This window comes from Shewanella sp. GD03713 (genome assembly GCF_029843705.1).
GTDB lineage: Bacteria > Pseudomonadota > Gammaproteobacteria > Enterobacterales > Shewanellaceae > Shewanella.
Genome location: NZ_JAOCIW010000001.1, coordinates 1,082,409 through 1,107,020 on the forward strand (window position 1 = coordinate 1,082,409; position 24,612 = coordinate 1,107,020).

The 24,612-nt window shown below is 47.9% G+C and carries 18 protein-coding genes; 12 read left to right on the forward strand and 6 right to left on the reverse strand.

Annotated elements, in window-relative coordinates; all coding sequences use genetic code 11:
• Positions 1–372: 372 nt before the first annotated feature.
• From N5E87_RS04785 to N5E87_RS04795, 3 genes are all read left to right on the forward strand, one after another.
• Positions 373–1,662 (forward strand): NCS2 family permease, encoded by a 1,290-nt coding sequence (locus N5E87_RS04785; RefSeq protein ID WP_011621743.1) that lies wholly within the window; start codon positions 373–375, stop codon positions 1,660–1,662.
• A 176-nt stretch (positions 1,663–1,838) separates the two neighbouring features.
• On the forward strand, positions 1,839–2,957 hold the full coding sequence (gene proB / locus N5E87_RS04790) for a glutamate 5-kinase (protein WP_086903377.1): 1,119 nt from the start codon (positions 1,839–1,841) through the stop codon (positions 2,955–2,957).
• A gap of 12 nt (positions 2,958–2,969) precedes the next feature.
• On the forward strand, positions 2,970–4,247 hold the full coding sequence (locus N5E87_RS04795) for a glutamate-5-semialdehyde dehydrogenase (RefSeq protein WP_086903376.1): 1,278 nt from the start codon (positions 2,970–2,972) through the stop codon (positions 4,245–4,247).
• A gap of 111 nt (positions 4,248–4,358) precedes the next feature.
• On the opposite strand, the gene N5E87_RS04800 is transcribed toward N5E87_RS04795, so the two are convergent.
• The 3 genes from N5E87_RS04800 to N5E87_RS04810 all read right to left on the reverse strand — a co-directional run bounded on the left by N5E87_RS04800 (position 4,359) and on the right by N5E87_RS04810 (position 6,316).
• Positions 4,359–4,661 (reverse strand): hypothetical protein, encoded by a 303-nt coding sequence (locus N5E87_RS04800; protein WP_086903375.1) that lies wholly within the window; start codon positions 4,659–4,661, stop codon positions 4,359–4,361.
• 124 nt (positions 4,662–4,785) lie between these two features.
• A complete protein-coding gene (ybaK, locus tag N5E87_RS04805; protein WP_011716083.1) occupies positions 4,786–5,262 on the reverse strand; it encodes a Cys-tRNA(Pro) deacylase in 477 nt (158 codons plus the stop codon).
• A 133-nt stretch (positions 5,263–5,395) separates the two neighbouring features.
• Positions 5,396–6,316 (reverse strand): DMT family transporter, encoded by a 921-nt coding sequence (locus N5E87_RS04810; protein ID WP_086903374.1) that lies wholly within the window; start codon positions 6,314–6,316, stop codon positions 5,396–5,398.
• Between the two features lie 285 nt (positions 6,317–6,601).
• Between N5E87_RS04810 and dnaK the strand changes: the two genes are divergently transcribed.
• A complete protein-coding gene (gene dnaK / locus N5E87_RS04815) occupies positions 6,602–8,521 on the forward strand; it encodes a molecular chaperone DnaK (RefSeq protein WP_011716085.1) in 1,920 nt (639 codons plus the stop codon).
• A 109-nt stretch (positions 8,522–8,630) separates the two neighbouring features.
• Entirely contained in the window at positions 8,631–9,764 is a 1,134-nt protein-coding gene (gene dnaJ, locus N5E87_RS04820; protein ID WP_011716086.1) for a molecular chaperone DnaJ, read from the forward strand.
• 489 nt (positions 9,765–10,253) lie between these two features.
• Here the strand turns inward: dnaJ and N5E87_RS04825 are convergent, their stop codons facing one another.
• Together N5E87_RS04825 and N5E87_RS04830 are read right to left on the reverse strand one after the other, a co-directional pair.
• The gene (locus tag N5E87_RS04825; protein WP_011787758.1) at positions 10,254–11,864 is read right to left on the reverse strand and encodes an IS1634-like element ISSpu7 family transposase; all 1,611 of its coding nucleotides are present in this window, start codon (positions 11,862–11,864) and stop codon (positions 10,254–10,256) included.
• A gap of 180 nt (positions 11,865–12,044) precedes the next feature.
• Positions 12,045–13,325 (reverse strand): AAA family ATPase, encoded by a 1,281-nt coding sequence (locus N5E87_RS04830; RefSeq protein ID WP_126512558.1) that lies wholly within the window; start codon positions 13,323–13,325, stop codon positions 12,045–12,047.
• Between the two features lie 905 nt (positions 13,326–14,230).
• On the opposite strand from N5E87_RS04830, the gene N5E87_RS04835 reads away from it, so the two are divergent.
• The 7 genes from N5E87_RS04835 to carB all read left to right on the forward strand — a co-directional run bounded on the left by N5E87_RS04835 (position 14,231) and on the right by carB (position 23,531).
• The gene (locus N5E87_RS04835; RefSeq protein WP_086903383.1) at positions 14,231–15,586 is read left to right on the forward strand and encodes a DEAD/DEAH box helicase; all 1,356 of its coding nucleotides are present in this window, start codon (positions 14,231–14,233) and stop codon (positions 15,584–15,586) included.
• A gap of 123 nt (positions 15,587–15,709) precedes the next feature.
• Positions 15,710–16,303, forward strand: coding sequence for a GNAT family protein (locus N5E87_RS04840; RefSeq protein WP_086903373.1), 594 nt, complete (start codon positions 15,710–15,712; stop codon positions 16,301–16,303).
• A 142-nt stretch (positions 16,304–16,445) separates the two neighbouring features.
• Positions 16,446–17,255, forward strand: coding sequence for a M48 family metallopeptidase (locus N5E87_RS04845; RefSeq protein WP_086903372.1), 810 nt, complete (start codon positions 16,446–16,448; stop codon positions 17,253–17,255).
• Between the two features lie 192 nt (positions 17,256–17,447).
• Positions 17,448–18,065, forward strand: coding sequence for an FKBP-type peptidyl-prolyl cis-trans isomerase (locus N5E87_RS04850; RefSeq protein WP_055647162.1), 618 nt, complete (start codon positions 17,448–17,450; stop codon positions 18,063–18,065).
• A gap of 72 nt (positions 18,066–18,137) precedes the next feature.
• Positions 18,138–18,950, forward strand: coding sequence for a 4-hydroxy-tetrahydrodipicolinate reductase (dapB, locus tag N5E87_RS04855; RefSeq protein WP_055647169.1), 813 nt, complete (start codon positions 18,138–18,140; stop codon positions 18,948–18,950).
• A 168-nt stretch (positions 18,951–19,118) separates the two neighbouring features.
• Positions 19,119–20,279, forward strand: a complete 1,161-nt coding sequence (carA, locus tag N5E87_RS04860) for a glutamine-hydrolyzing carbamoyl-phosphate synthase small subunit (RefSeq protein WP_086903371.1) — start codon at positions 19,119–19,121, stop codon at positions 20,277–20,279.
• A 27-nt stretch (positions 20,280–20,306) separates the two neighbouring features.
• Positions 20,307–23,531 carry a carbamoyl-phosphate synthase large subunit gene (gene carB, locus N5E87_RS04865; RefSeq protein ID WP_086903370.1) on the forward strand — a complete coding sequence of 1,075 codons (3,225 nt, stop codon included), beginning with the start codon at positions 20,307–20,309 and terminating at the stop codon, positions 23,529–23,531.
• Between the two features lie 82 nt (positions 23,532–23,613).
• Here the strand turns inward: carB and N5E87_RS04870 are convergent, their stop codons facing one another.
• Positions 23,614–24,381: an ABC transporter substrate-binding protein gene (locus N5E87_RS04870; RefSeq protein ID WP_086903369.1), complete on the reverse strand. Its 768-nt coding sequence runs from the start codon at positions 24,379–24,381 to the stop codon at positions 23,614–23,616.
• Positions 24,382–24,612: the final 231 nt, after the last annotated feature.

The window sequence follows — 24,612 nt, forward strand, 5'->3', positions numbered from 1 at the left end:
AAGGGCGTCGGCTTTTTTGCTATCGACTTCAATCCCATTTGCGGCGCTGACGTTGCCTTATATGCCGAAATGGGATAACCATTGTGCTTTATTGTGATTATTTCGCTTTAAAAACAATGTGCTGTTAATCCTGAACGGCGTTTGAATTTCCCTGTGGTTAAGATTGGCTTGCTAAGCCCTATTTATAGTGAGCTTTAATGTAAATTAAGTGCGGTGGTTTTTTGTTCTGTTTAGCGATTTCTATCAAGAAAATCTCCATCAATTTTCTGGCCTGACCAGCACAAACTCCCTATAATCCCCTGCGAAAAACACGACTACATAGTGTTTACATTTTTGACCCTACCTACTTTAAAAGAAAAGGAACCCAGTTCCATGTTAGAAAAGCTGTTCAAACTGAAACAAAATCAAACGAGCCTCAAGCAGGAAGCGATAGCAGGTTTGACAACATTTATGACTATGGCCTACATCATTTTTGTGAATCCAATGATGTTAGCCGATGCGGGTATGGATCATGGCGCCGTGTTTGTGGCCACCTGTTTAGCGGCGGCGGTGGGCTGTATTGTGATGGGTGTGATGGCGAACTACCCCATTGCACTGGCCCCAGGTATGGGACTCAATGCCTTTTTTACCTACACAGTCGTGGGTGAGATGGGTTATAGCTGGGAAACGGCACTCGGCGCCGTTTTCCTGTCGGGAATTTGCTTTTTAATCCTGTCTCTAGTGCGTATTCGCGAGTGGATTGTGAACAGTATTCCTATGTCGCTGCGTATCGGTATTGCTGCGGGTATTGGTTTATTCCTCGCGCTGATCGGTCTTAAGAGTGCCGGCATTGTGGTCGCAAGCCCTGCAACTTTAGTGACTATGGGCGATATTACCGCCTTCCCTGCGGTGATGGCTGTGTTAGGTTTCTTCCTGATCATTGCCATGGTGCAACGTGGTATGAAATCGGCGGTGATTTTAAGCATCCTTATCATCACAGGACTTGGGTTACTCTTCGGTGATGTGCATTACAACGGTATCGTTTCTATGCCGCCTTCTGTCGCACCGACCTTTATGGCGATGGATTTATCCCAAGTATTTGAAGTGACAATGCTATCCGTGGTGTTTGCCTTCCTGTTTGTGGATCTTTTTGATACATCAGGCACCTTAGTTGCGGTTGCGCAGCGCGGTGGTTTCCTCGATGAAAAAGGCCGTTTACCTCGCTTAAACCGTGCCTTAACCGCCGACAGTTTAGCGACGATTGCGGGCGCTGCATTCGGTACGTCAACCACCACTAGTTATATCGAAAGTACCGCTGGGGTGAGCGCGGGCGGCCGTACTGGCTTAACCGCCGTCGTGGTCGGCTTACTGTTCATCTTGGCCTTATTCTTATCACCATTAGCTGGAATGATCCCCGCCTATGCTACGGCTGGTACCTTGTTCTATGTGGCGATTCTAATGATGGCTGGACTGGTTCACGTTGAATGGGAAGATTTAACTGAGGCTGCACCTGTGGTTGTGGTGTGTATCCTGATGCCGCTGACCTTCTCGATTGCCACAGGGATTGCGCTGGGGATTATTTCCTATGCTGTCATCAAGCTGTTAACGGGCCGCTTTAGCGATTTAAATATCGGCGTGCTGGTGCTCGCGGCGATGTTTATTGCGAAATTTATTTACGGCTGATACTGAGCTAGTCGCCCATTCGCGGGCTATTTTTTGAGGGTCATCTAATCGATGGCCCTTTTTTATGCGCGATCCCAAGCAGAATTGAAAATTTCTACCAACATCCTGCCCACTAACTACCAATTGCTCTGCGGATTAGGTATAAGGATTATCCGGTTATTTTCTACATATGAATAATGAATTTAAGTGAGATAGCGTATCGCCGCGTGGTAGTGAAGTTAGGGACGAGTGTGCTGACTTCTGGCAGTAAACAGCTGGATAAAGCCCATATGGTTGAGCTTGCTCGTCAAATGGCCGCACTGATGAGATCAGGGGTCGAAGTCGTATTATGCACTTCTGGCGCAATTGCCGCCGGACGCGAACATCTCCAATACCCGGTATTGCCCGACACTATGGCTAACAAACAGTTATTAGCCGCTGTCGGGCAGAGTCAGCTTATTCTCGCTTGGGCACAACTCTTTAGCATCTATGGTTTGCATGTGGGGCAATTGCTGCTGACCCGTGCCGATCTACACGATAGAGAGCGCTATTTGAATGCCCGCGATACGCTTAATGCCTTGCTGGCAAACAATATTATTCCCATTATCAACGAAAACGATGCCGTCGCCACTAACGAGATCAAAGTGGGCGACAACGACAACTTGTCGGCGCGTGCGGCATTGCTGTGTGATGCAGACCTGTTGATTTTGTTGACGGATCAAAAGGGCTTATTCGATGCCGATCCGCGCACTAACCCGAATGCTAAGCTGATTTCTCAGGTCGAGAAAATTGACGACAGTCTGCGTCTGTTAGCGGGTGGTTCAGTGTCGGGCTTAGGTACGGGCGGAATGTCGACTAAGCTAGAAGCTGCGGATATTGCTCGCCGTGCGGGCATTGAAGTGGTGATTGCCTCGGGTCATCACCCCGATGTGATTAAAAAAGTCGTCGGTAAAGAATCTGTCGGCACACATTTTAGTGCCATCGAAAATCCGTTAGAGAGCCGCAAACAGTGGATTTTAGCTGGACCTGCCGCCCAAGGTTCCTTGGTACTCGATGCGGGCGCGGTGAAAGCCGTGACCGAAAAAGGTCGCAGCCTACTCTCTAAGGGGATTATTGGCGTTAAAGGGGAATTTGAACGTGGTGCAACCCTGCAACTGGTTGACCAAAAAGGCAAAATCATTGCCAGAGGCATCACCCGTTACTGTGGTGAGGCTTTAGGGTTAATTGCGGGTAAACATTCCGACGAAATCGAGTCTGTGCTCGGTTACGATTATGGTGACGCAATAGTGCACCGCAACGACATGGTCGTCTTATAAGCGAGGTCTGTTTTGAGTCAAACTAATCAAGCGCAATATTTACAACAACTGGGCAGTCAGGCTAAACAAGCCAGCTATGCCTTAGCAAATCTTAGCGCCGCACAGAAAGCGGATTTACTCGAGGCGATTGCCGAGGCCTTGACGCAGAATACTCAGGCGATTCTCGCTGCCAACGCCAAAGACGTTGCAGCTGCTAAGGCTGAAGGCTTGAATGAGGCAATGATCGATAGACTCTTACTTAACGAGTCGCGTCTGGCGGGGATTATCGGTGATATCAGCGATGTGGTGCGTCTTGCCGATCCCGTTGGCGAAGAGTTTGGTAGCCGCGTGTTGGACAATGGCTTAAGGCTCACGCGCCGCCGTGTTCCACTTGGGGTGATTGGGGTTATCTACGAGGCGCGGCCGAATGTGACGGTCGATATTGCTGTGTTGGCACTTAAAACCGGTAATGCTGTGATTTTGCGTGGCGGAAAAGAGACACTCGAATCCAATAAACTGATTAGTGAAGTGATCCGTGGCGCGATTGCGAGCCAAGGTCTGCCAGTCGATGCGGTGCAGCTGATTGATTCTCCGGATAGAGCCTTAGTCACAGGGCTACTCAAGCTCGACCAATATGTCGATATGATAGTCCCCCGTGGCGGGCAAGCCTTACAGCGCCTTTGCGCCGAGCAAGCGACGATTCCGGTGATCTTAGGTGGCATTGGGATTTGCCATTTGTATGTCGATAAACATGCCGATCTTGAGCGCGCACTCGAGGTGATTGCCAACGCAAAAGTGCAGCGCCCAACGGTATGTAATGCATTAGATACTTTGCTGGTGGATAATGCGGTTGCCGAGCGTTTTGTGCCGCAAATTGCCGAGTACTTACACCGTTTAGGTGTGCGTTTTTCGGTGTGTGAACAAAGCTATGTACTGCTCGATGGGCTGGGGTTTGATATTTCCCCGGCAACTGAGCAAAGCTTTGCGACCGAATGGTTATCTTTGACCTTAGGCATTAAAGTGGTGAGTGACATAGATACAGCTATTGCCCATATCCGTACCTATTCCAGTGGGCACTCGGAGGCGATTCTCACCGATGATATCCACGCCGCAACACATTTTATGAACGAAGTGAATTCGGCTGCTGTGTATGTGAATGCCAGCACCCGTTTTACCGATGGCGGCCAATTTGGTTTGGGTGCCGAGGTGGCCGTAAGCACGCAAAAACTCCATGCCCGTGGTCCTATGGGGCTTGAGGCGCTGACCACCTATAAGTGGTTAGCGTGGGGTGATTACACCAGCCGCGCTTAGTTCACTTGTCAGCGACGGGCCATCTCGTTTGGCAACATCGTTCTATTAAAAAAGCCGCTATAGCGGCTTTTTTATTGGCAAACTTATTTCAGGACGAGACAAACATCTCGATTAATGGATGAGTGGAGTGTAAGTGGCAATCAACCACAGACACAGAAACGCCACCGACATCAGGGTAGTGAATTTACGAAAGGCCCTGATATATACCAAGGTATACAGGAAATACCTTTCTTGCACTCTACGGGTGATCAGTACCGAGGGGAGTAAAAAAGTGCAGTAGAGCATCACCACCATGGTCGTAAAACCATTTCCCCAAAAATGTTCGTAGATAAAAAGGGCAATACAAATGAGCATGGCGACCCAACTGATAGGGCTTAAGCCATCTTCTTGATTCCATTGAGTTGATTTTTCCATCTGACTATCCTTAGTCGTCTGTGTACAGTTCAATTTATAGTCGGATATGTCTCTATTTTCAAATCAATTTGGGATAAATACTGTGATGCTCTGAACATATTTTAGAAATATCTGATATTTAGCCTTAAAGGGTTTTAATATCCGCAAAAGACCCGCGGCATAATTTCGCTAAGTCATTCGCCGCAAGGCAGATTTCAAGGCCACGGCGGCCGGCACTCACATAGATTTTATCGAATTGCTGAGCCGTCGCATCGATTAGCGTTGGCAGCTGTTTTTTCTGGGCGAGGGGACTAATGCCGCCAACGAGATAGCCTGATGATTTTTGTGCTAAATCCGCATCGGCCATTTGCAGTTTCTTCAGGCCTAAACATTTAGCGACGGCTTTTAAATTGAGTTGATGATCAACTGGAACGAGCGCAACAGCAAGCGGCGGATGGGCTTTATCGGTCGCGACCAGTAAGGTTTTAAATACCTGCGCGGGGGCGAGCCCCAACACATTGGCGGCTTCTTCGCCGTAGGCGGCGCAGTGTGGGTCGTGACTGTATTCTAAGATTTCAAAGGGAATTTTGGCTTTCTTTGCCATTTGTACGGCTGGTGTCATGCTCTCGTCCTCGCGCCCCAATTAGGTACAATAAAAGTCTAGGGGCAATAAAAGTCCGCCATAGTAGCCCTTTCTGCGGCGTTAAAATGTTAGCTCGGGCATAAATTACCTATGCCCATGTGATACACCTTACTCAGTCTGCAAGCTTGGCATTAAGCTTGGTTTTGCGCTCAAGGTAACGCGGGAATAACTGCTGTAACATCATGCCACTTAAAATAAAACCTAATCCAATATACGTTGCGGTGGCGATAGTTTCTTGCAGAATCCAAGCAATAAAACCAATCGACATCACTGGTGATAAAAATACTAAGGTACTGATATTAGCCGTGCGAGTCGCGGTTTTAAGTGCCATTAACCACAGCACGAAGGTAATGCCCATCTCAAATAAGCCAACATACATGCCCGCCATCACGGCGCTCAAACTAAAGCTGGGCAGGGTATCGGTCAGCAGCAGTGTTACGGTAATAAAGGGCAAACCAATCAAAAAGCTTAATAGTAGGCTGACGACGGGGTCGCCTTGATCTTTAGTGTTCACAATCCAATATAGGCACCAGAGCAAAGTGCTGGTTAATGCAAGACCAATCCCGAGCGGACTGTCGAAGCGAAAACCGCTGATATCGCCGCCGGTGGCGATAATAAAGACCCCTGAGTAGGCGATCAGTGCCGCAATCATATCGCTCTTACGCAAATGTTGTTTCAAGAGCGGCGCGGCTAACAGCGGTAGCAATACCGCCCAAGTGTAATTGAGTGAGAGCGCCTGCTGGGCGGGTAACAGTGAATAGGCTTTAAACAGCACCACATAATACAGAAAAGGGTTAATCAGCCCGGTAACCAGATAAAACGCCGGGCGACGCAGGAGCTGTGCTTTAAGAAGTGGCAGTTTTTTCTGCCAAGCGAGAATGGCACCTAGGGCAATGATTGAGGTGAGTACCGCCACAAACACCAGCTGCAATGGGCTATAAAATCCGAGGGCAATCTTAAAGGCGGTTGCCACCGTCGACCAGAGGAATACCGCGGCCATGCCGTACACATACGCCAAATTTGAAGATTTCACACTATTACCCTATGCGCTTAAACATCACTCAATGTGCGCAGATTGAATAACAGCTATTGCTGATAAGCAAGCGGATTTTGCGGTTTTGAATATTTTATACAGTCGAGCCCTTTGAAAAGATAAATCAGAAAAATTTTTTATCGGCCCTTGTAATTAAATTCCCTGTCCCAATATAGGTGTTAAGGCAGAGAAGGTGGCCAACAGTGGACTTGAAAAAAAACCGTCCGGCCCCATATCAAAACCAACTTATAAATTTAGTTAGACAGAAATTTTTCGGAGGACCTCATGGGTAAAATTATTGGTATCGACTTAGGCACAACAAACTCTTGTGTAGCTGTCCTCGATGGTGGCAAAGCACGCGTATTAGAGAATGCTGAAGGCGATCGCACAACCCCGTCTATCATCGCTTACACCGATGATGAGACCATCGTGGGTCAGCCAGCAAAACGCCAAGCTGTAACTAACCCAAATAACACATTCTTCGCGATTAAGCGTCTGATCGGTCGTCGCTTCAAAGACGACGAAGTTCAACGTGACGTGAACATCATGCCATTCAAAATCATTGCAGCCGACAACGGTGATGCGTGGGTTGAATCACGTGGCAACAAAATGGCTCCACCACAGGTTTCTGCTGAAATCTTGAAAAAGATGAAGAAAACAGCAGAAGACTTCTTAGGTGAAGAAGTGACAGAAGCGGTAATTACCGTTCCTGCATACTTTAACGATTCACAACGTCAAGCCACTAAAGATGCGGGCCGCATCGCAGGTCTTGAAGTTAAACGTATTATCAACGAACCAACGGCTGCAGCATTGGCCTACGGTATCGATAAGAAGCAAGGCGACAACATCGTTGCAGTGTACGACTTAGGTGGTGGTACATTCGATATCTCTATCATCGAAATCGACAGCAACGACGGCGACCAAACCTTCGAAGTATTAGCGACTAACGGTGACACTCACTTAGGTGGTGAAGACTTTGACAACCGTTTAATCAACTACTTAGCTGATGAATTCAAGAAAGAGCAAGGCTTAGATCTGCGTAAAGATCCACTAGCAATGCAACGTCTGAAAGAAGCGGCTGAAAAGGCGAAGATTGAGCTTTCAAGCACCAACCAAACTGAAGTGAACCTGCCATACATCACTGCCGATGCAACAGGTCCTAAGCACTTAGTGGTGAAAATCACCCGTGCTAAGTTAGAGTCACTGGTTGAAGACTTAATCATTCGTACTTTAGAGCCATTAAAAGTGGCACTGGCTGACGCTGACTTATCAGTATCAGACATTAACGAAGTGATTTTAGTGGGCGGTCAAACCCGTATGCCTAAGGTTCAAGAAGCGGTTTCTAACTTCTTCGGTAAAGAACCTCGTAAAGACGTAAACCCAGACGAAGCCGTAGCCGTAGGTGCTGCGATTCAAGCGGGCGTACTGTCAGGCGACGTGAAAGACGTTCTGCTGTTAGACGTAACACCACTGTCTCTGGGTATCGAAACCATGGGCAGCGTAATGACCAAGCTGATTGAGAAAAACACGACTATTCCGACGAAGGCACAGCAAGTGTTCTCAACAGCCGATGACAACCAAAGTGCAGTAACCATCCACGTACTGCAAGGTGAGCGTAAGCAAGCGAGCGCGAACAAGTCATTAGGTCAGTTCAACCTTGACGGTATTGAGCCAGCACCACGTGGCATGCCACAAATCGAAGTGATGTTCGATATCGACGCTGACGGTATTCTGCATGTTTCTGCCACCGACAAGAAAACCGGTAAGAAACAAAACATCACCATCAAAGCTTCTTCAGGCTTAAGCGAAGAAGAAGTGGCGCAAATGGTACGTGACGCTGAAGCACACGCTGAAGAAGACAAGAAGTTTGAAGAGTTAGTGCAATCTCGCAACCAAGCTGACGGCTTAGTTCACGCAACTAAGAAACAAGTTGAGGAAGCGGGCGATGCACTGCCAGCAGACGACAAAGCTAAGATTGAAGCGGCAATGAGCGCAGTTGAAGTTGCAACCAAAGGCAACGACAAAGAAGCCATTGAAAAAGCGACTCAAGAGCTGATTGAAGCGTCTGCTAAGCTGATGGAAATTGCTCAGGCTAAAGCTCAAACTCAAGGCGGCGCACAAGAAGGTGCTGCTAAACAGTCTAACGCGACTGCCGATGACGTTGTCGATGCTGAATTTGAAGAAGTGAAAGACGACAAGAAATAACATTTGCTCTCAATCAAATTGATTGATTTCAAATAGTTAATTTCTAGGCGGGCGTTACGGGGAAACCCTAACGCCCGTTCGTTCAACTTAAGCTGAGAAGCATGAGATTATGTCAAAGCGAGATTATTACGAAGTATTAGGCGTTGGTCGTGACGCCAGCGAACGTGAAATTAAAAAAGCCTACAAGCGTTTGGCGATGAAGTTTCACCCCGATCGCAACCCTGGCGACAAAGCTGCCGAGGCGAGCTTTAAAGAAGTTAAAGAAGCCTACGAAATCCTTACCGATGCCAACAAAAAAGCGGCCTATGACCAATTTGGTCATGCGGGTGTGGATCCGAATCGCGGCGGCGGTGGTGGCTACGGCGGTGCGGGAGATTTCGGCGATATTTTCGGTGATGTCTTTGGCGATATTTTCGGCGGTGGACGCCGTGGCGGTCAACGCCAAGCGGCCCGCGGCTCAGATTTACGTTACAACCTAGAGTTATCACTGGAAGAAGCCGTAAAAGGCCTCACCAAAGAACTGCGTATTCCAACCTTAGCCAGCTGTGATGTGTGTGACGGCAGCGGTGCGAAAAAAGGCTCTTCGGCGACTACCTGTGGTACCTGTCATGGTCAAGGCCAAGTGCAAATGCGCCAAGGTTTCTTCACCGTACAACAGCCATGTCCAACCTGTCATGGTCGCGGCAAGATCATTAAAGATCCTTGCTCTAAGTGCCATGGTGATGGCCGTGTCGAGAAGACCAAAACCCTGTCAGTTAAGATCCCAGCGGGTGTCGACACTGGCGACCGTATCCGCTTAGCGGGTGAAGGTGAAGCAGGCGAGTTTGGTGCGCCACCGGGCGATTTATACGTTCAGGTCACAGTACGTGAACATGCTATCTTTGTCCGTGATGGCAACAACCTCTACTGCGAAGTACCAATTTCATTCAGCAAAGCGGCGCTCGGCGGCGAGATTGAAGTGCCAACACTGGATGGCAAAGTCAGCCTGAAGATCCCAGCCGAAACGCAAACGGGCCGTATGTTCCGTCTGCGTGGCAAAGGGGTTAAATCGGTTCGCAGCCATGCCGTTGGCGACTTGCTCTGCAAAGTCGTGATGGAAACGCCAGTCAACCTAAACGAGCGTCAGAAAGAATTACTGCGTGAGTTTGAGGCGACTTTAACCGGTGAATCAAAGAAGCACAGCCCAAAGGCTGAAGGCTTTTTCGATGGCGTGAAGAAGTTTTTCCAAGACCTAAATAGCTAATTAGGTTTGCTGGCGCTGCTGTTATGTTAGCAGCGCACTAGATAAATAAAGCCCCGCAGTGTTTAACACTAGCGGGGCTTTTTTATATCTGTTTTTGTTGGGAAAGGCGGCCTTGCGGCCGAGGTGAGTCAAAGTCGTGGGGCTTCACCCCACACCCGACCAAGGAGGACTGCTCGTCCTATCAAAAACGTCCATGTTAAATTGCCAGCTCGATATCCCTATCTCGCGCTCAAAACGGCCGTTGGCCTTCGCCCTTGGATGCTCCAAGACGCCCCAACGGAGTTGAAAGCCCCTTGGGCATTAAGCGTCCTTATGCTATCGCGTCAGACGCTCGTCCCTGATTCGACTGACGCTATCTCGGCATCCATGCCTCGCTCACGCAACGAACGCAAATGCCCTGCGGCAACTCCTAGGGGATGGTGAACTTCTGTGACTTCGACGTTAGCTGTTAATCCCGAATGTCTTTTTATCCGACATTCCGCAGCTAATTTAGGAATAAACTACCTCATAGAATCTACCGAGTAATTTGAGTAGTTGTGTTTGGTGATCTTGAAGTCCAGTGATGAACCTTTGGCCGTTAATCTCTAGCGTATCTATGCCTTCGAATTGCAAGAAGACCCAACGTGCCGTCGGTCTGGAGGTCGTCTTGTTCTTTACCATACTTGGGAAGAACGCTTCGGTTTGTGCGAGTTGTTCTCTGATTTTGTGTTCTAAACTAGCGTAAACAAGCAAGCTCAACGTCATTATCATTAGCAACGCTTCAATGCGCTCAGGCTTTTTCAAGAAGATGGAAGAGGTTAAAAACTCAGGGCTTTTTAGAAAACGGAAGCCGCGCTCGACTTTTTGTTGCGATTTGTAATGTGCTAGAAGAGCCGCCATGGTGAGTGCTTCATTGTCGGTGTCATTCGTCGCGAGGATAAACATGCCTACTTTGAGCTTAGCCAGTTTTACTTTTTCTAGGTCGGTGAAGGGGGCGGCTTCGATAAAGTATTGGTATCCTGTCGGTGCTTCATCTGTCTTTGGGCGGCCCGAATGAGAGTAAGTCGGCTGTTTGATGAGAGTGCCTTGTTCAAACCCAAGTAAGTCACATTGTTTCTTGAAATCGTTAAACGCTAATTCTGCGTCAACTTCACAAGCGAATGGTTTTTTACTTAGCTTTTCCAACGCTTTGATTTCTTTTGCTATGTTTTTCTCTAAGTTCTTGAAGAAAGTGATTTCTTCCCGCTTGGTGGCCTGTTCACTGTGAACGAGCAACCAACGTTGATTGACCTTTCCGTAATCCGAGTCTATCCAACATCCTGAGTAGCCATGACCGATAGTGCTTAATTGCTCTGGCTCTAGCGCAAGTAGTGCTTGTTTTGCGAGCTTGATGGTCATGGGGACACGGGTAATGAATTTTTGATTTTGCTCATCTAGCGAGGAGATGCTTTCTTCGGTGTACAAAGCGGCATCAGCGATAAAGTAACGACTATTTTGCGCGGCTTTTAGGCAATGTATGTGTCTTTTAGTGACTTCAGCGAATGCCTTGGCATCATTGGTGTTACCACTCAGTGCTTGCATGTAAACAGGAATACCTGCTTGGTTTTCACAGATGAGTTCAAGCACGACTTGGTTAAGCTCTGGCCTATGATCCCGACTATAACCTCTTACAAGCTTAATCACGTTGGTGTTTTCATCTTGTGCATACTCACCATCAACGTGGAAGCTAGTGATATCAAGATGAACAGAATCGGTCGTCAAGCCCAGTTTATCAACAACACGCTCAGCAATAACCTGATAGAGCGCTGAGACATCGGCTTCGTATAGAGCATCTAATGTGCGGCCTAGTACATCATCAGTCAGGTGGTGTGCTTCAATGTCTTTGGCGAGTAGCTTAGATACAGGCTTGGTCTTAAAAAAGTCCGAGAACATGTGCAGTGTTCTGCTATGAAAGCCAAGTCCATTTAGGAGCATGGCCAATACCGCGTCACCATGAGAAACATTGTGGTCAGAATATTTTGGGATAACGGCATCTATCATCCGTGGCAGGCCAATTTCGTGACAAAAGGCGGCAATGAGACCAAGGTGATCTAAGCGTTTAATAACAGGATGGGTAGACATATTTTGAGACCGTCAAATAGCAGTAATAGATCAAAACTGTCGATCGCGGTCAAGATGGTGTCGTAGTTTTTATGAAAAGCTGATCGCCAGATCACACTATTTAAATTCTGGAATTAGCTGCGGAATGACGGTTTTATAGTAATGCTGCTGTTTACGGAAAATTTGTCTGGTAGTGCTTTATTATTTATCCAGAGTATTTTTGATTAAAGTCACAAGTTCCGAAAACTCGCATATATGTTGTTGTGCAATATTCATACAAAATCTATTTAGAGCATCCGTTTCATCGAGGCCAATAAGCTTTCCTATTTCATTAAACTCATTATGTTTCCCTGCTTCCAATCCGCGCTCTAATACATCTTTTAACTCATCCTCGTCGATACTTAATAATTTTGCGAGTTCTTCGATGCTTTCACTGCTTTTTTGTATTAACCATGATTCAGGCCAAGTATCACCCGGTAGATAAGTCATTTGTGATAACATCCAGCGTTTAAAACTTTCCTTATCCATAGATTCAGACATGGAGAATGCGTGGTCTAAATTTTGCTTTTCTTTATTCAGTTGATCGCCATCAAAAATTACTAAAATTGGTGTTCTATTTTGACGATTATAGTTTGCAGCAAGCTGCCTAGAGAGAGCTGAGGCAGAGCCAATAACTTCCAAGCTAATTCTTGAACGGATAGAACTAGGTAATACCGCCATTAGAATGGACTTAGCAACTCGGTCTTCTACAAAAATACTAAGTTCTTGTGAGTTTTCAGCGCTTAGCTTCGAAAACGCGTAGTCCGGAGATATACCTGATACAACAACAGATTTACCATTTATGTTTTCAATAAATATTCTTGCATCATCAGGTAATTGCGAAAAGACATCTCTTGAGTGGGTGGTACATATTATTTGTAGGGATCGTTGTTTACAAAGTTCTTTAAGTGCTTGAATGAACTTCTTCTGAGCTTCTGCATGAAGACCAAGTTCTATTTCATCGATGACGACCAGCGCTCCTTCCGACACTGCATGCATAACTGACAGCACTTCGAATAATGCATTCTCACCTGCGCCCATGTTAAAGCCTGAATATCTATTTCCGTTTACGGTTACGATCGGAAGTCTGTATTTAGAGTGGCTTACGTATTTAAACTGATCGTATTTTTTGCCTAGAATTTTTCCTACAGTATCCTTAACTTTATCTTCCCAACCAGCGTCACCAGAATGTAAGAATGATCTTGAATAGCTTTTTGATTGACTTTTTTCATTGTGAGGAACAATTCTCTCGATTCCTAAAAATACTACGTCCCGTTTAATTCTGCTGGCATAGTCATTCCATTTCCCAGCTTGTTTTTTTCTTCTTATTTGATAACCAACTCCTATTCCATCTGGAAACTGATCAGTTTTCTTCCAACGATTGTGCGCTATACCATAAAGAATTTCGATACCTTGTGGTGGTATGTCTTCTGAATGCTGAATAAAGAAATCTGCAAACTGTAATAAGGTAGTTTTCTATTTGACAGCTTAAAACCAGCACTTTTGTTGTGATAAGCACAAGCTGAAAGAGCTAGAATTGTTGACTTTCCCGAACCATTTTTCCCTGCTATAGCAGTTATCGGATATACAAAGTCAATGTTGAATGTAGATAGTCCTCTCATATGTCCATTTCTAAGTGTAATGAATCTTAGTAATGACTTTGAAAAGTCCTTTGAAAACCAGTTTCTTAGTGCTCTGTCGAGGTTGCTTTCTCTATAGCTCATATCAAATCTTATTCAGCTGATAACCAGAAAAAAAGGTTGTTTAACTTATTGATAAATATCATCCTACATTTTATATCTCTTTGATGTAAAGCAATTAAATTACTCTTCAACACAAAATAAAAATGACGCAGAATATTGAGAAAAAGATTAGAAATATCTGTTTTAAATTCCTCGATGGGGCAGTCCATGATGAAGTGACCGGAATACACCTATCCCCTGCGAAGTTGCTGAGGGCGTTGAAGAAAATCGCGTGAGCGAGGCATGGATGCCGAGTTAGCTTTCGGATTCTTTATTTAATAAATAGGGGATGTACCATCGGAAGCGTTAGCGATTTTCGAATAAGCACGAAGCGACTCATTAATGCATGTAACTTCGCTAGGGCGGCAAGGGAGATCCAAGAGGGGATTGCTGTTGATCCCCTCTTGGTCGGGTGTGGGTTGAAGACCCACGACTTTGATTTAAAAACCTTTAACTCAATGATTGCTTGTCGATAGTTGGTAATCCGATACGTCACTGGATATGACGAAACAACTATCCCAGGGCTTTAGTCAAAGCCGAAACTATATTGGTATTAGCAGCCAACTCTGCGTAAACTTTCGCTCCCATGTTTTTATTGGTGTTGTGATGACCATTCCTAAGCCTTTTTCTTCCACTGAGTCTTCCCCAGAGTCGTTAACCTTTGCCGAGCTTGGCGTCAATGCGGCGTTATGTTCGGTATTGCCTGCCGGGCTCAAGCATCCGACACGGGTACAGCAATTCGCGATTCCTGCGATTCTTGCGGGGCGAGATGTGTTAGCGCTATCGCAAACCGGTAGCGGTAAGACCTTGGCTTTTGGATTGCCCTTGCTACAAGCCATCCATCAACAACTTCAGCAACAAGTGGGGTTAGCGGGGGCTGAGTCAGTGCCATCTTTGGACAGCAATGCGCAGGCCTTGGTGCTGGTGCCGACACGGGAATTGGCGCAGCAGGTAACGATAGCGCTGCACGCGCTGGCGAGTAAGTTATCGTCTTCTTTGAAGATTCAGCTCCTCTGTGGCGGCATAGTGCAGGAAGACCAATTAGCCGAACTTGCCGCTAAACCGCGGCTTATCGTGGCCACCCCCGGGCGTTTATTGGATTTATGCACGCAGTCCCATATCAGTCTCGACTCAATAAAATGCCTAGTGCTAGACGAAGCCGACCGCTTACTGGAAATGGGATTTTGGCCCGATGTGCAAAAGCTGATGGCAATGATGCCTAAGCGTAAGCAAACCTTACTGTTTTCTGCCACCTTGCCAGAGGCGTTGGATTCCTTGGCGGGTAAATTGCTGAGCAATAATCCCCTTCGAGTTGAGGCCAATACACGCAATGCTGTCGCCGCCGACATCGAAGAGCGACTGTATTTAGTCAATAAGGGCAGTAAGGCGCAGGCATTGATTGCATTACTCAAACAATATCAATGGCCGCAAGTGCTGGTATTTATCAGTGCTCGCGATGATGCGGATGCAATAGCGAAACGACTAGTTAAGGCAGGGATAAATGCTGCTGCACTGCACGGAGAAAAAGATCAAATCGTGCGCAGCCAGACCTTGGCCGACTTTAAAGCCAATCGCATTCAAGTGGTGGTGGCGACGGATTTAATGGCCCGTGGTATTCATGTCGATGCCTTGCCTGTGGTGATCAACTTAGATTTACCCATGAGTGCGCCTGTGTATGTGCACCGCATTGGTCGCACCGCAAGGGCAGGCGCTAATGGGCTTGCCATCTCTTTGGTGTGCCATGGTGAAATGCCAAGCTTGACCGCGATCCGCAACTTGACGGCGCGTGAGTTACCGCTAGCATCATTGGCGGACTTTCCTGTGACCGATAAGCCGAGCGAAAGAGTGAGAGAGGACGGTGCTGATAATAAAGTGGCGCCTAAGCGCCCACCTCGTGATAAGCAGGCGAATCGTCGCAGTCTTAATAAGCACGGCATCAAAGCCTTTAAAGGCAAGCGTTGAGAGTGAGGCTGCGTTGCTATCCATACTTATTGGTTGCTATTTATCTGTTTCCGCTGGGCGAACTATATAGCGAGTTTAGGGACTGACTGACATTAGCGGTTTATTCACATTAAAGGAGCAGGCATGGCGTCGACATTGACGATAGGTAACGCACTTCACCATATGGTAAATCACGGTTTAACCACCCAACGTTTTACGCTTCGAGCATTTCAGCGAGCGGATCTCGAAGCTTTTACCGCCTATCGAGCCGAGCCTAAGGTCGCCAAATATCAAAGCTGGACGGATTACTCTTATAGCGATGCCGTCGCGCTATTCGAGAACATGGATTATGCACAATTTGGCGCGGCGGACACTTGGTTTCAATTGGCGATTGTCACTGAGGCATCGGCAGCGACGCCTGCCATCTTAGTGGGCGATGTGGCACTGCATTTTATTGATGAGCAGCAAATGGAGATCGGCTTTACGATTGCGCCTGAGTATCAAGGACAGCAGGTTGCGTTTGAGGCCGTGAGCGCATTGCTGGGTTATCTCTTTGTGGAATTAGATAAGCATCGTGTCATTGCGATAACCGATGTAGACAATCTTGCCTGCTGTAGATTACTCGAAAAACTCGGCTTTCGGCGCGAAGCCCATTATGTGAAAAACATCTTCTTTAAGGGCGCATGGGGCGATGAATACCTCTATGCCATGTTAAGGGAAGAATATATTGCATCTTAACTGGCACTTGGTTCATTTATGCTTGCTAGGCAAGTTCTGAATGTCGTTTGGCTTCTGCTTGCTATCTCAGTAAAATCTTAAGCATGATCAGTTGAGTCACTTGGCTGCGAGGTTCGGCCTCGTTCGGATTAAGGAGTTCCCTATGAAAGCAACATCACTCGCCTTAGTGGCGATTGGACTCACGTTAGGATTATCGGGCTGCGCGACCACTAAATCGCCCACGGGGCGTGGCCAAACCTTGCTGTATTCGGCTTCACAGATGCAGCAAATGGGGGATGCTTCTTTTGAAGAAATGAAAAAGCAGCAAAAGATCAGCAGCGACAAAAAGCTCACCCAGTACGTAAATTGCGTGGCGAATCGCGTCACTGCAGTGCTGCCCGATCAAACCCAGAAGTGGGATGTTGTATTGTTCAACTCCGAGCAAGTGAACGCCTTTGCATTGCCCGGCGGACACATTGGCGTGTATACCGGCTTACTTAACGTCGCGAGTACCCCGGACCAACTGGCAACTGTATTGGGCCATGAAGTGGCCCACGTATTAGCCCAGCACGGTAATGAGCAGGTCTCACGGGCGCAGATGACGGGCATGGGGATGCAAATCGCCGATGCCGCCCTTGGCGCGAGTGGCGTCTCAAACCGTGACTTATATATGTCGGCCTTAGGACTGGGTGCGCAGGTTGGGGTGATTTTACCCTTTGGTCGCGCTCAGGAGAGTGAGGCGGATGTGATGGGGCTGGAGTTGATGGCGCGGGCAGGGTTCGACCCAGCGCAGAGCGTGGTACTTTGGCACAATATGTCGAAAGCGGGCGGTAGCCAAGGGCCAGAGCTGTTATCGACGCACCCATCAAACAGCAACCGCATCGCCCAACTCGAGCAATTACAGGGGCAAATGCAGCCTTTGTATCAGAGCGCAAAGGCGAATATCAAAAACCAATGCGTGTTGCCTAAATAGCCATTCAGTGCGTGGCGCTCGTTTAGAGGCAGGCCTTATCTTGCCGCAATTAGGCGCTATTGCTGGATAAATACGCATCGGTTACGTAAAATCGCCACCAAAGTTAAATAAGCAGTCAGTTTATCAGCATAGGGCGTGGAACTATGGTAAACTGGCGCGCAAAATTCCATTGAACATTGAGAGTCGTTAATTATGTCTGATAAATTCAGTACTGTTGAACAGCAAGCAAGCTATGGTGTAGGTCGTCAAATGGGCGAGCAACTGGCTGCTAATTCTTTTGAAGGTGTGGATATTGCTGCCGTTCAAGCAGGTTTAGCCGATGCATTTGCTGGCGTTGAAAGCGCTGTATCTATGCAAGATATGCAAGTTGCATTCACTGAGATCAGCCGTCGTATTCAAGCGGCTCAAGAGCAAGCTGCTGCTGCCGCTTCTGCTGAAGGCGAAGCCTTTTTAGCTGAAAACGCGAAGCGTGCGGGCGTGATCGTGACTGACTCTGGTCTGCAATACGAAGTATTAGTTCAAGGTAGCGGTGCAAAACCAACCTACGAAGACACTGTGCGTACTCACTACCATGGTTCTTTCATCAATGGTGACGTGTTCGACAGCTCTGTTGTTCGTGGTCAACCAGCTGAATTCCCAGTATCTGGCGTTATCGCTGGCTGGACTGAAGCCCTGCAATTGATGCCAGTAGGTACCAAGTTAAAATTATTCGTTCCACATCACTTAGCTTACGGTGAGCGTGGTGCGGGTGCTTCTATTCCTCCATACTCAACCTTAGTGTTTGAAGTCGAGTTATTAGACATCGTCTAATGTGATCGAAACGCCTAAGCCAGTCTTAGGCGTTTTTGTATGGAAGTGATGAACAGGTTTGAGGAGATTGAAATGGGTGGACAAGTGAGAGTTGCAATTGTCGGTGCGGGTGGACGCATGGGACGGACTCTTATTGAATCGGCTTATCATCAAGAGCACATTCGCTTAGGTGCCGCCATTGAGCGTCCTGGTTCAAGCTTAGTTGGCGTGGATGCGGGCGAGCTTGCCGGTGTGGGCAAGTTAAATGTCCTAGTGATGGATTCGCTCGACTATGCGACCGATGACTTTGATGTGCTGATTGATTTTACTGCGCCAGAGGCCAGTATTGTCCATTTAGACTGGTGTGTGCGCCATAAGAAAGCCATGGTGATCGGCACAACCGGTTTCAATCATGCTCAAAAAGAACAGATCAATGCCTTTGCCGAGCAAACGCCGGTAGTGATGGCGCCGAACATGTCCGTGGGTGTCAATCTGATGTGGAAATTGCTCGAGTTGGCCGCAGAGGTCATGGGCGATTACACCGATATCGAGATTATCGAAGGTCACCACAGATATAAGAAAGACGCGCCATCTGGCACTGCGCTAAAAATGGGTGAAGTGATTGCCAAGACCTTAGGTCGTGATCTTGAAAAATGCGCCGTCTATGGCCGCGAAGGGATCACTGGCGAGCGTGACCGTGAAACGATTGGTTTTGCGACTGTGCGCGCGGGCGACTTAGTCGGTGAGCATACCGCCATGTTTGCCGATATCGGTGAGCGTTTAGAGATCACCCATAAAGCCTCTAGTCGTATGACCTTTGCTAATGGCGCTATGCGTGCCGCCCATTGGTTAGTGGAGCAAAAACCGGGTCTGTATGACATGCAGCAGGTATTAGGTTTGAATTAACAGAAAAAACGCCATGTTGGCGTTTTTTTTTGCACTCAGATGCCAAGGTGTAGACGAGTTTGGATTTATCCTGTAAACTCGCTGGAATTTGTCAAAATTTCGTAAATAAGCGGAAATTGGTATCTTAACATAGCATAAAAACATTATATTTCAGTGGCTTGGCTCTTTATGGAGGTCGCGTTGACAAAGTCTGCCTTACTCGTACTCGAAGATGGAACCGTATTCACTGGCACAGCAATTGGTGCCGATGGTCTCTCTGTTGGTGAAGTTGTTTTTAACACTTCCATGACAGGATACCAAGAAATTTTAACTGATCCCTCTTATTCACGCCAAATAGTAACTTTAACCTACCCCCACATTGGTAACACTGGTACCAATAATGAAGACGTCGAATCCAATGGGGTTCATGCTTGTGGTTTAATCATTCGCGATCTTCCACTCGTAGCAAGTAGTTTCCGCAATCAGCAAACCCTCAGTGATTATCTCAAAGCGAACAATGTTGTTGGCATCGCAGATATCGATACTCGTAAATTAACTCGAATCCTCCGTGAAAAAGGTGCCCAAGCGGGTTGCATCATGGCGGGTGCTGACTTAGATGAAGCGAAAGCACTGGCTGCGGCTAAAGCCTTCCCTGGTTTAAAGGGCATGGATTTAGCGAAAGAAGTAACGACTGAGAAAGCTTACCCATGGCGTAAAGGTAGCTGGCGTTTAGTGGGCGGCTTACCTGAAGATACTCCAGCCGAAGCGCTGAAGTACAAAGTCGTTGCCTACGACTACGGCGTTAAGCAAAACATTCTGCGTATGTTGGTTGACCGTGGCTGTGACGTCACCGTTGTTCCAGCAAAAACACCCGCAGCTGACGTGTTAGCGATGAACCCAGACGGTGTGTTCCTCTCAAACGGCCCTGGTGACCCAGAGCCATGCGACTACGCGATTGAAGCGATTCAACAAATCCTGAAAACCGATACGCCGATTTTCGGTATCTGTTTAGGCCACCAATTACTGGCATTGGCATCAGGCGCGAAAACCTTAAAGATGAAGTTTGGTCACCACGGTGCTAACCACCCAGTGAGCAATATCGAAAAAGGTAACGTGATGATCACCAGCCAAAACCACGGTTTTGCTGCCGATGAAGCCACATTACCTGCCAATATCAAAGTGACTCACAAGTCACTGTTCGATGGTTCACTGCAAGGTATCCATCTGACGGACAAACCTGCGTTCAGCTTCCAAGGTCACCCTGAAGCGAGCCCTGGTCCGAACGATGCGGCCCCACTGTTCGATCACTTTATCGAGCTTATTGAACAATACCGTCAGAACGCTAAGTAATACGCAAGCTAGGAGAAGAGAGAAGCAATGCCAAAACGTACAGATATAAAGAGTATTCTTATCCTAGGTGCAGGCCCGATTGTCATTGGTCAGGCGTGTGAGTTTGACTATTCAGGCGCTCAAGCCTGTAAAGCCCTGCGTGAAGAAGGTTACCGCGTCATTCTGGTGAACTCTAACCCTGCCACCATTATGACCGACCCTGAAATGGCCGATGCCACTTACATCGAGCCAATCCAATGGGAAGTGGTACGCAACATTATCGCTAAAGAACGTCCTGATGCGATTCTGCCAACTATGGGCGGCCAAACCGCACTGAACTGCGCCCTTGAGCTTGAAGCTAAAGGCGTACTGGCTGAATTCAACGTTGAAATGATCGGTGCAACCGCCGATGCGATTGACAAAGCAGAAGACCGTAGCCGCTTCGACAAAGCCATGAAGAGCATTGGCTTAGAGTGTCCACGCGCGGGCATCGCCCACAGCATGGAAGAAGCCTATGGTGTACTCGACCTCGTTGGTTTCCCTTGTATTATTCGTCCATCATTCACTATGGGTGGCTCGGGCGGTGGTATCGCCTACAACAAGGAAGAGTTCGAAGAAATCTGTTCTCAAGGTTTAGATTTATCGCCAACCAAAGAGCTGCTCATAGACGAGAGCTTAATCGGTTGGAAAGAATACGAGATGGAAGTGGTTCGTGACCGTAACGACAACTGTATCATTGTGTGTTCTATCGAAAACTTCGACCCAATGGGCGTGCACACTGGTGACTCTATTACCGTTGCCCCAGCACAAACCCTGACAGATAAAGAATACCAACTGATGCGTAACGCCTCTATGGCGGTACTGCGTGAGATTGGTGTTGAAACCGGTGGTTCGAACGTACAGTTTGGTATCAACCCGAAAGATGGCCGTATGGTTATCATCGAGATGAACCCACGCGTATCACGTTCATCGGCACTGGCGTCTAAAGCAACGGGCTTCCCGATTGCGAAAATCGCCGCCAAGTTAGCGGTCGGTTTCACCCTCGATGAGCTGATGAACGACATCACTGGCGGTCGCACGCCAGCGTCATTCGAGCCAGCCATCGACTACGTCGTGACTAAAGTACCTCGCTTTAACTTTGAAAAGTTTGCCGGATCAAACGATCGCTTAACCACTCAGATGAAGTCAGTGGGCGAAGTGATGGCGATTGGCCGTACTTTCCAAGAGTCACTGCAAAAAGCCCTGCGCGGTTTAGAAGTGAGCCGTCACGGCTTTGACCCAATCACTGACTTAACCAAACCCGATGCCTTAGCGCGCATTCGCCTCGAGCTGAAAGAGCCAGGCTGTGACCGTATTTGGTACATTGCCGACGCTATGCGTGCGGGTTTAACCCTGGATGAAATCTTCCGTTTAACCAACATCGACCCATGGTTCTTAGTCCAGATTGAAGAGCTGATTAAGCTGGAAGGCCAAGTGGCCGAAGGTGGTTTAGCCGGTCTTAACGAAGAACTGCTGCGTAAGCTTAAGCGTAAAGGTTTTGCCGATGCGCGTCTGGCGGCGGTCCTTGGCGTAAACGAGACTGAAGTCCGTAAACTGCGTGACCGTTTCGACATCCACCCAGTTTACAAGCGCGTAGATACCTGCGCGGCTGAATTTGCCACCGACACCGCTTACATGTACTCAACCTATGAGGAAGAGTGTGAAGCGAACCCATCTGACCGTGAGAAAATCATGGTGTTAGGTGGTGGTCCAAACCGTATCGGTCAAGGTATCGAATTCGATTACTGCTGTGTGCACGCGGCATTAGCCCTGCGTGAAGACGGTTATGAAACCATCATGGTGAACTGTAACCCTGAAACCGTTTCTACCGACTACGATACTTCAGATCGTCTGTACTTCGAGCCTGTTACCCTAGAAGACGTGCTAGAAATCGTCCGTATCGAGAAGCCAAAGGGCGTTATCGTACAGTACGGTGGTCAAACTCCGCTGAAACTGGCTCGCGCCCTTGAGGCGGCGGGTGTGCCAATTATTGGTACTAGCCCAGATGCGATTGACCGTGCAGAAGACCGTGAGCGTTTCCAGCAAGCGATTCAACGTCTGGAAATGAAACAGCCTGAAAACGATACAGTCACCACCGTTGAAGGTGCTGTGATTGCCGCCGAGCGTATCGGTTATCCATTAGTTGTTCGTCCATCCTACGTACTGGGCGGCCGCGCGATGGAAATTGTTTACGACCAACAGGATTTACTGCGCTACTTCAACGAAGCGGTAAGCGTATCTAACGCTTCGCCAGTACTGTTAGACCACTTCCTCGACGATGCTATTGAAGTGGATATCGATGCAGTGTGTGACGGTGAAACCGTGGTTATCGGCGCGATTATGGAGCATATCGAGCAGGCGGGGGTTCACTCAGGTGACTCAGGCTGTTCACTGCCTCCTTACACCTTAAGCCAAGCAATCCAAGACGAAATGCGCGTGCAAGTACGAAAGCTTGCGATGGAGCTGGGTGTTGTCGGTCTGATGAACGTACAGTTTGCCGTGAAGAATAACGAAATCTACATGATTGAAGTTAACCCACGTGCAGCGCGTACCGTGCCATTCGTATCGAAAGCTACTGGCGTGCCGTTAGCTAAGATTGCCGCCCGTGTGATGGCGGGTCAAAGCTTGAAGGCGCAAAACTTCACTCAAGAAGTGATCCCACCTTTCTACTCAGTGAAAGAAGTGGTTCTGCCATTTAATAAGTTCCCTGGCGTTGACCCACTGTTAGGCCCTGAAATGCGCTCAACAGGTGAGGTGATGGGTGTGGGCGATACCTTCGCCGAAGCCTATGCTAAGGCGCAGTTAGGTGCGACTTCTGAAGTGCCTAAGTCTGGTCGTGCGCTGTTGTCTGTGCGTAACAGCGACAAGAAACGTGTTGCCGACTTAGCCGCTAAGTTGATTGAGCTGGGTTATCAAATCGATGCCACCCACGGTACTGCGGTAATCCTAGGTGAAGCGGGTATCAACCCACGCTTAGTGAACAAGGTGCACGAAGGCCGTCCACACATTCTTGACCGCATCAAGAACGGTGAGTACACCTACATAGTGAACACCACCGAAGGCCGTCAAGCGATTGAAGACTCTCGTCAATTACGTCGCGGTGCACTGCGTTACAAAGTGAACTACACCACGACCATGAACGCCGCATTCGCCACTTGTATGGCACACGCTGCGGACGACCGCACTAACGTGACGTCAGTGCAAGAGCTGCATCAGCGCGTATTGGCAAAATAAGCCATAAGCCTCTGTCATCAAAAGGCCGGATAACTAAGTTATCCGGCCTTTCTTTTTACACTCAACACCTTGTACTAAAGATTTATTGTCCAACGCGCTCGGTTTCCATTGGCGGCGCATCATTGGGCAGCCAGCGGTGATAAATTTGTGCAAAGGTGCCATCGGCCTTGATGTTGATAAGCGCCTCTTTCCATTGTTCTATTTCTTTGTTGGGGGTTCCCTTCGAAAACGAAATGTAGAGATGATTTTCGCTGATCGTGTAGAGGGATTTGACCTCATCCATACTCGCGCCCGCTTCGGCGAGAATACTCGGTGCGGTGAGATTAGTATTGCACCATAAATCGATACGCTTTTTCATCAGTTGCTTCGCGCTCAGTAACGGCGTGGTAGAAGGGGCAATATTGGTAAACTGATGCTCCATTAATAATTGATCTTCCACGGAAGAGCGATATACACCCACGGCTTTCGCCTGTTTAGCATCATCAATCGAGTTAATCTTGAGTTGGCTGTCTTTTAGGGCATAGAAGTTAATGGTCCCCGTGGCGATAGGGCCTATCATGCTGAACAGTTGTTCCCGTGCTGGCGTTCTGGTCATGGCAAACAGCACTGTATTAGGTTGCTCCGTCATTATCTTCCAACCGCGAGCCCAGGGAACGACCTTGATGGGATCCTGATTATTCACGCGCTTTTGAATTTCTTGCACCACTTGCACCGCTAAACCATCGGGTTTGCCGTCGACGGAAAAGCTAATGGGAGCCCATTCTTCGGTATAGATACTGAGGGCGGCAAGCGCCCGGTACGGAAGAATACACAGGCATACCGCAAGTAGTATGTGTGTGACAAACTTCATTAATCACCCTAAAAATGAAACTGTTATCAGCAAGTCTCACTGCATGCTCTCAATGAAGTAAAGTTGATAAGCCCTAGGCTATCAAGGCGGCTCTAGGGTATTTGTAGATTGTGATGGCGCAATGGCTCTTGCAGGCAACGGCACATAGATAGTGAATTTCCCCTACTACGAGTGCAGGAGCGGGAAGGGAAGAGAGACTTAGCAATAAAAAGAGCGCCCAAGGGCGCTCAT

Bases quoted from the DNA above. Each gene is read 5' to 3' on its own strand.
- N5E87_RS04785 (WP_011621743.1), top strand. From the start codon at position 373: ATGTTAGAAAAGCTGTTCAAACTGAAACAAAATCAAACGAGCCTCAAG.
- proB (WP_086903377.1), top strand. From the start codon at position 1,839: ATGAATTTAAGTGAGATAGCGTATCGCCGCGTGGTAGTGAAGTTAGGG.
- N5E87_RS04800 (WP_086903375.1), bottom strand. From the start codon at position 4,661: ATGGAAAAATCAACTCAATGGAATCAAGAAGATGGCTTAAGCCCTATC.
- ybaK (WP_011716083.1), bottom strand. From the start codon at position 5,262: ATGACACCAGCCGTACAAATGGCAAAGAAAGCCAAAATTCCCTTTGAA.
- dnaK (WP_011716085.1), top strand. From the start codon at position 6,602: ATGGGTAAAATTATTGGTATCGACTTAGGCACAACAAACTCTTGTGTA.
- dnaJ (WP_011716086.1), top strand. From the start codon at position 8,631: ATGTCAAAGCGAGATTATTACGAAGTATTAGGCGTTGGTCGTGACGCC.
- N5E87_RS04825 (WP_011787758.1), bottom strand. From the start codon at position 11,864: ATGTCTACCCATCCTGTTATTAAACGCTTAGATCACCTTGGTCTCATT.
- N5E87_RS04835 (WP_086903383.1), top strand. From the start codon at position 14,231: ATGACCATTCCTAAGCCTTTTTCTTCCACTGAGTCTTCCCCAGAGTCG.
- N5E87_RS04840 (WP_086903373.1), top strand. From the start codon at position 15,710: ATGGCGTCGACATTGACGATAGGTAACGCACTTCACCATATGGTAAAT.
- N5E87_RS04845 (WP_086903372.1), top strand. From the start codon at position 16,446: ATGAAAGCAACATCACTCGCCTTAGTGGCGATTGGACTCACGTTAGGA.
- N5E87_RS04850 (WP_055647162.1), top strand. From the start codon at position 17,448: ATGTCTGATAAATTCAGTACTGTTGAACAGCAAGCAAGCTATGGTGTA.
- dapB (WP_055647169.1), top strand. From the start codon at position 18,138: ATGGGTGGACAAGTGAGAGTTGCAATTGTCGGTGCGGGTGGACGCATG.
- carA (WP_086903371.1), top strand. From the start codon at position 19,119: ATGGAGGTCGCGTTGACAAAGTCTGCCTTACTCGTACTCGAAGATGGA.
- carB (WP_086903370.1), top strand. From the start codon at position 20,307: ATGCCAAAACGTACAGATATAAAGAGTATTCTTATCCTAGGTGCAGGC.
- N5E87_RS04870 (WP_086903369.1), bottom strand. From the start codon at position 24,381: ATGAAGTTTGTCACACACATACTACTTGCGGTATGCCTGTGTATTCTT.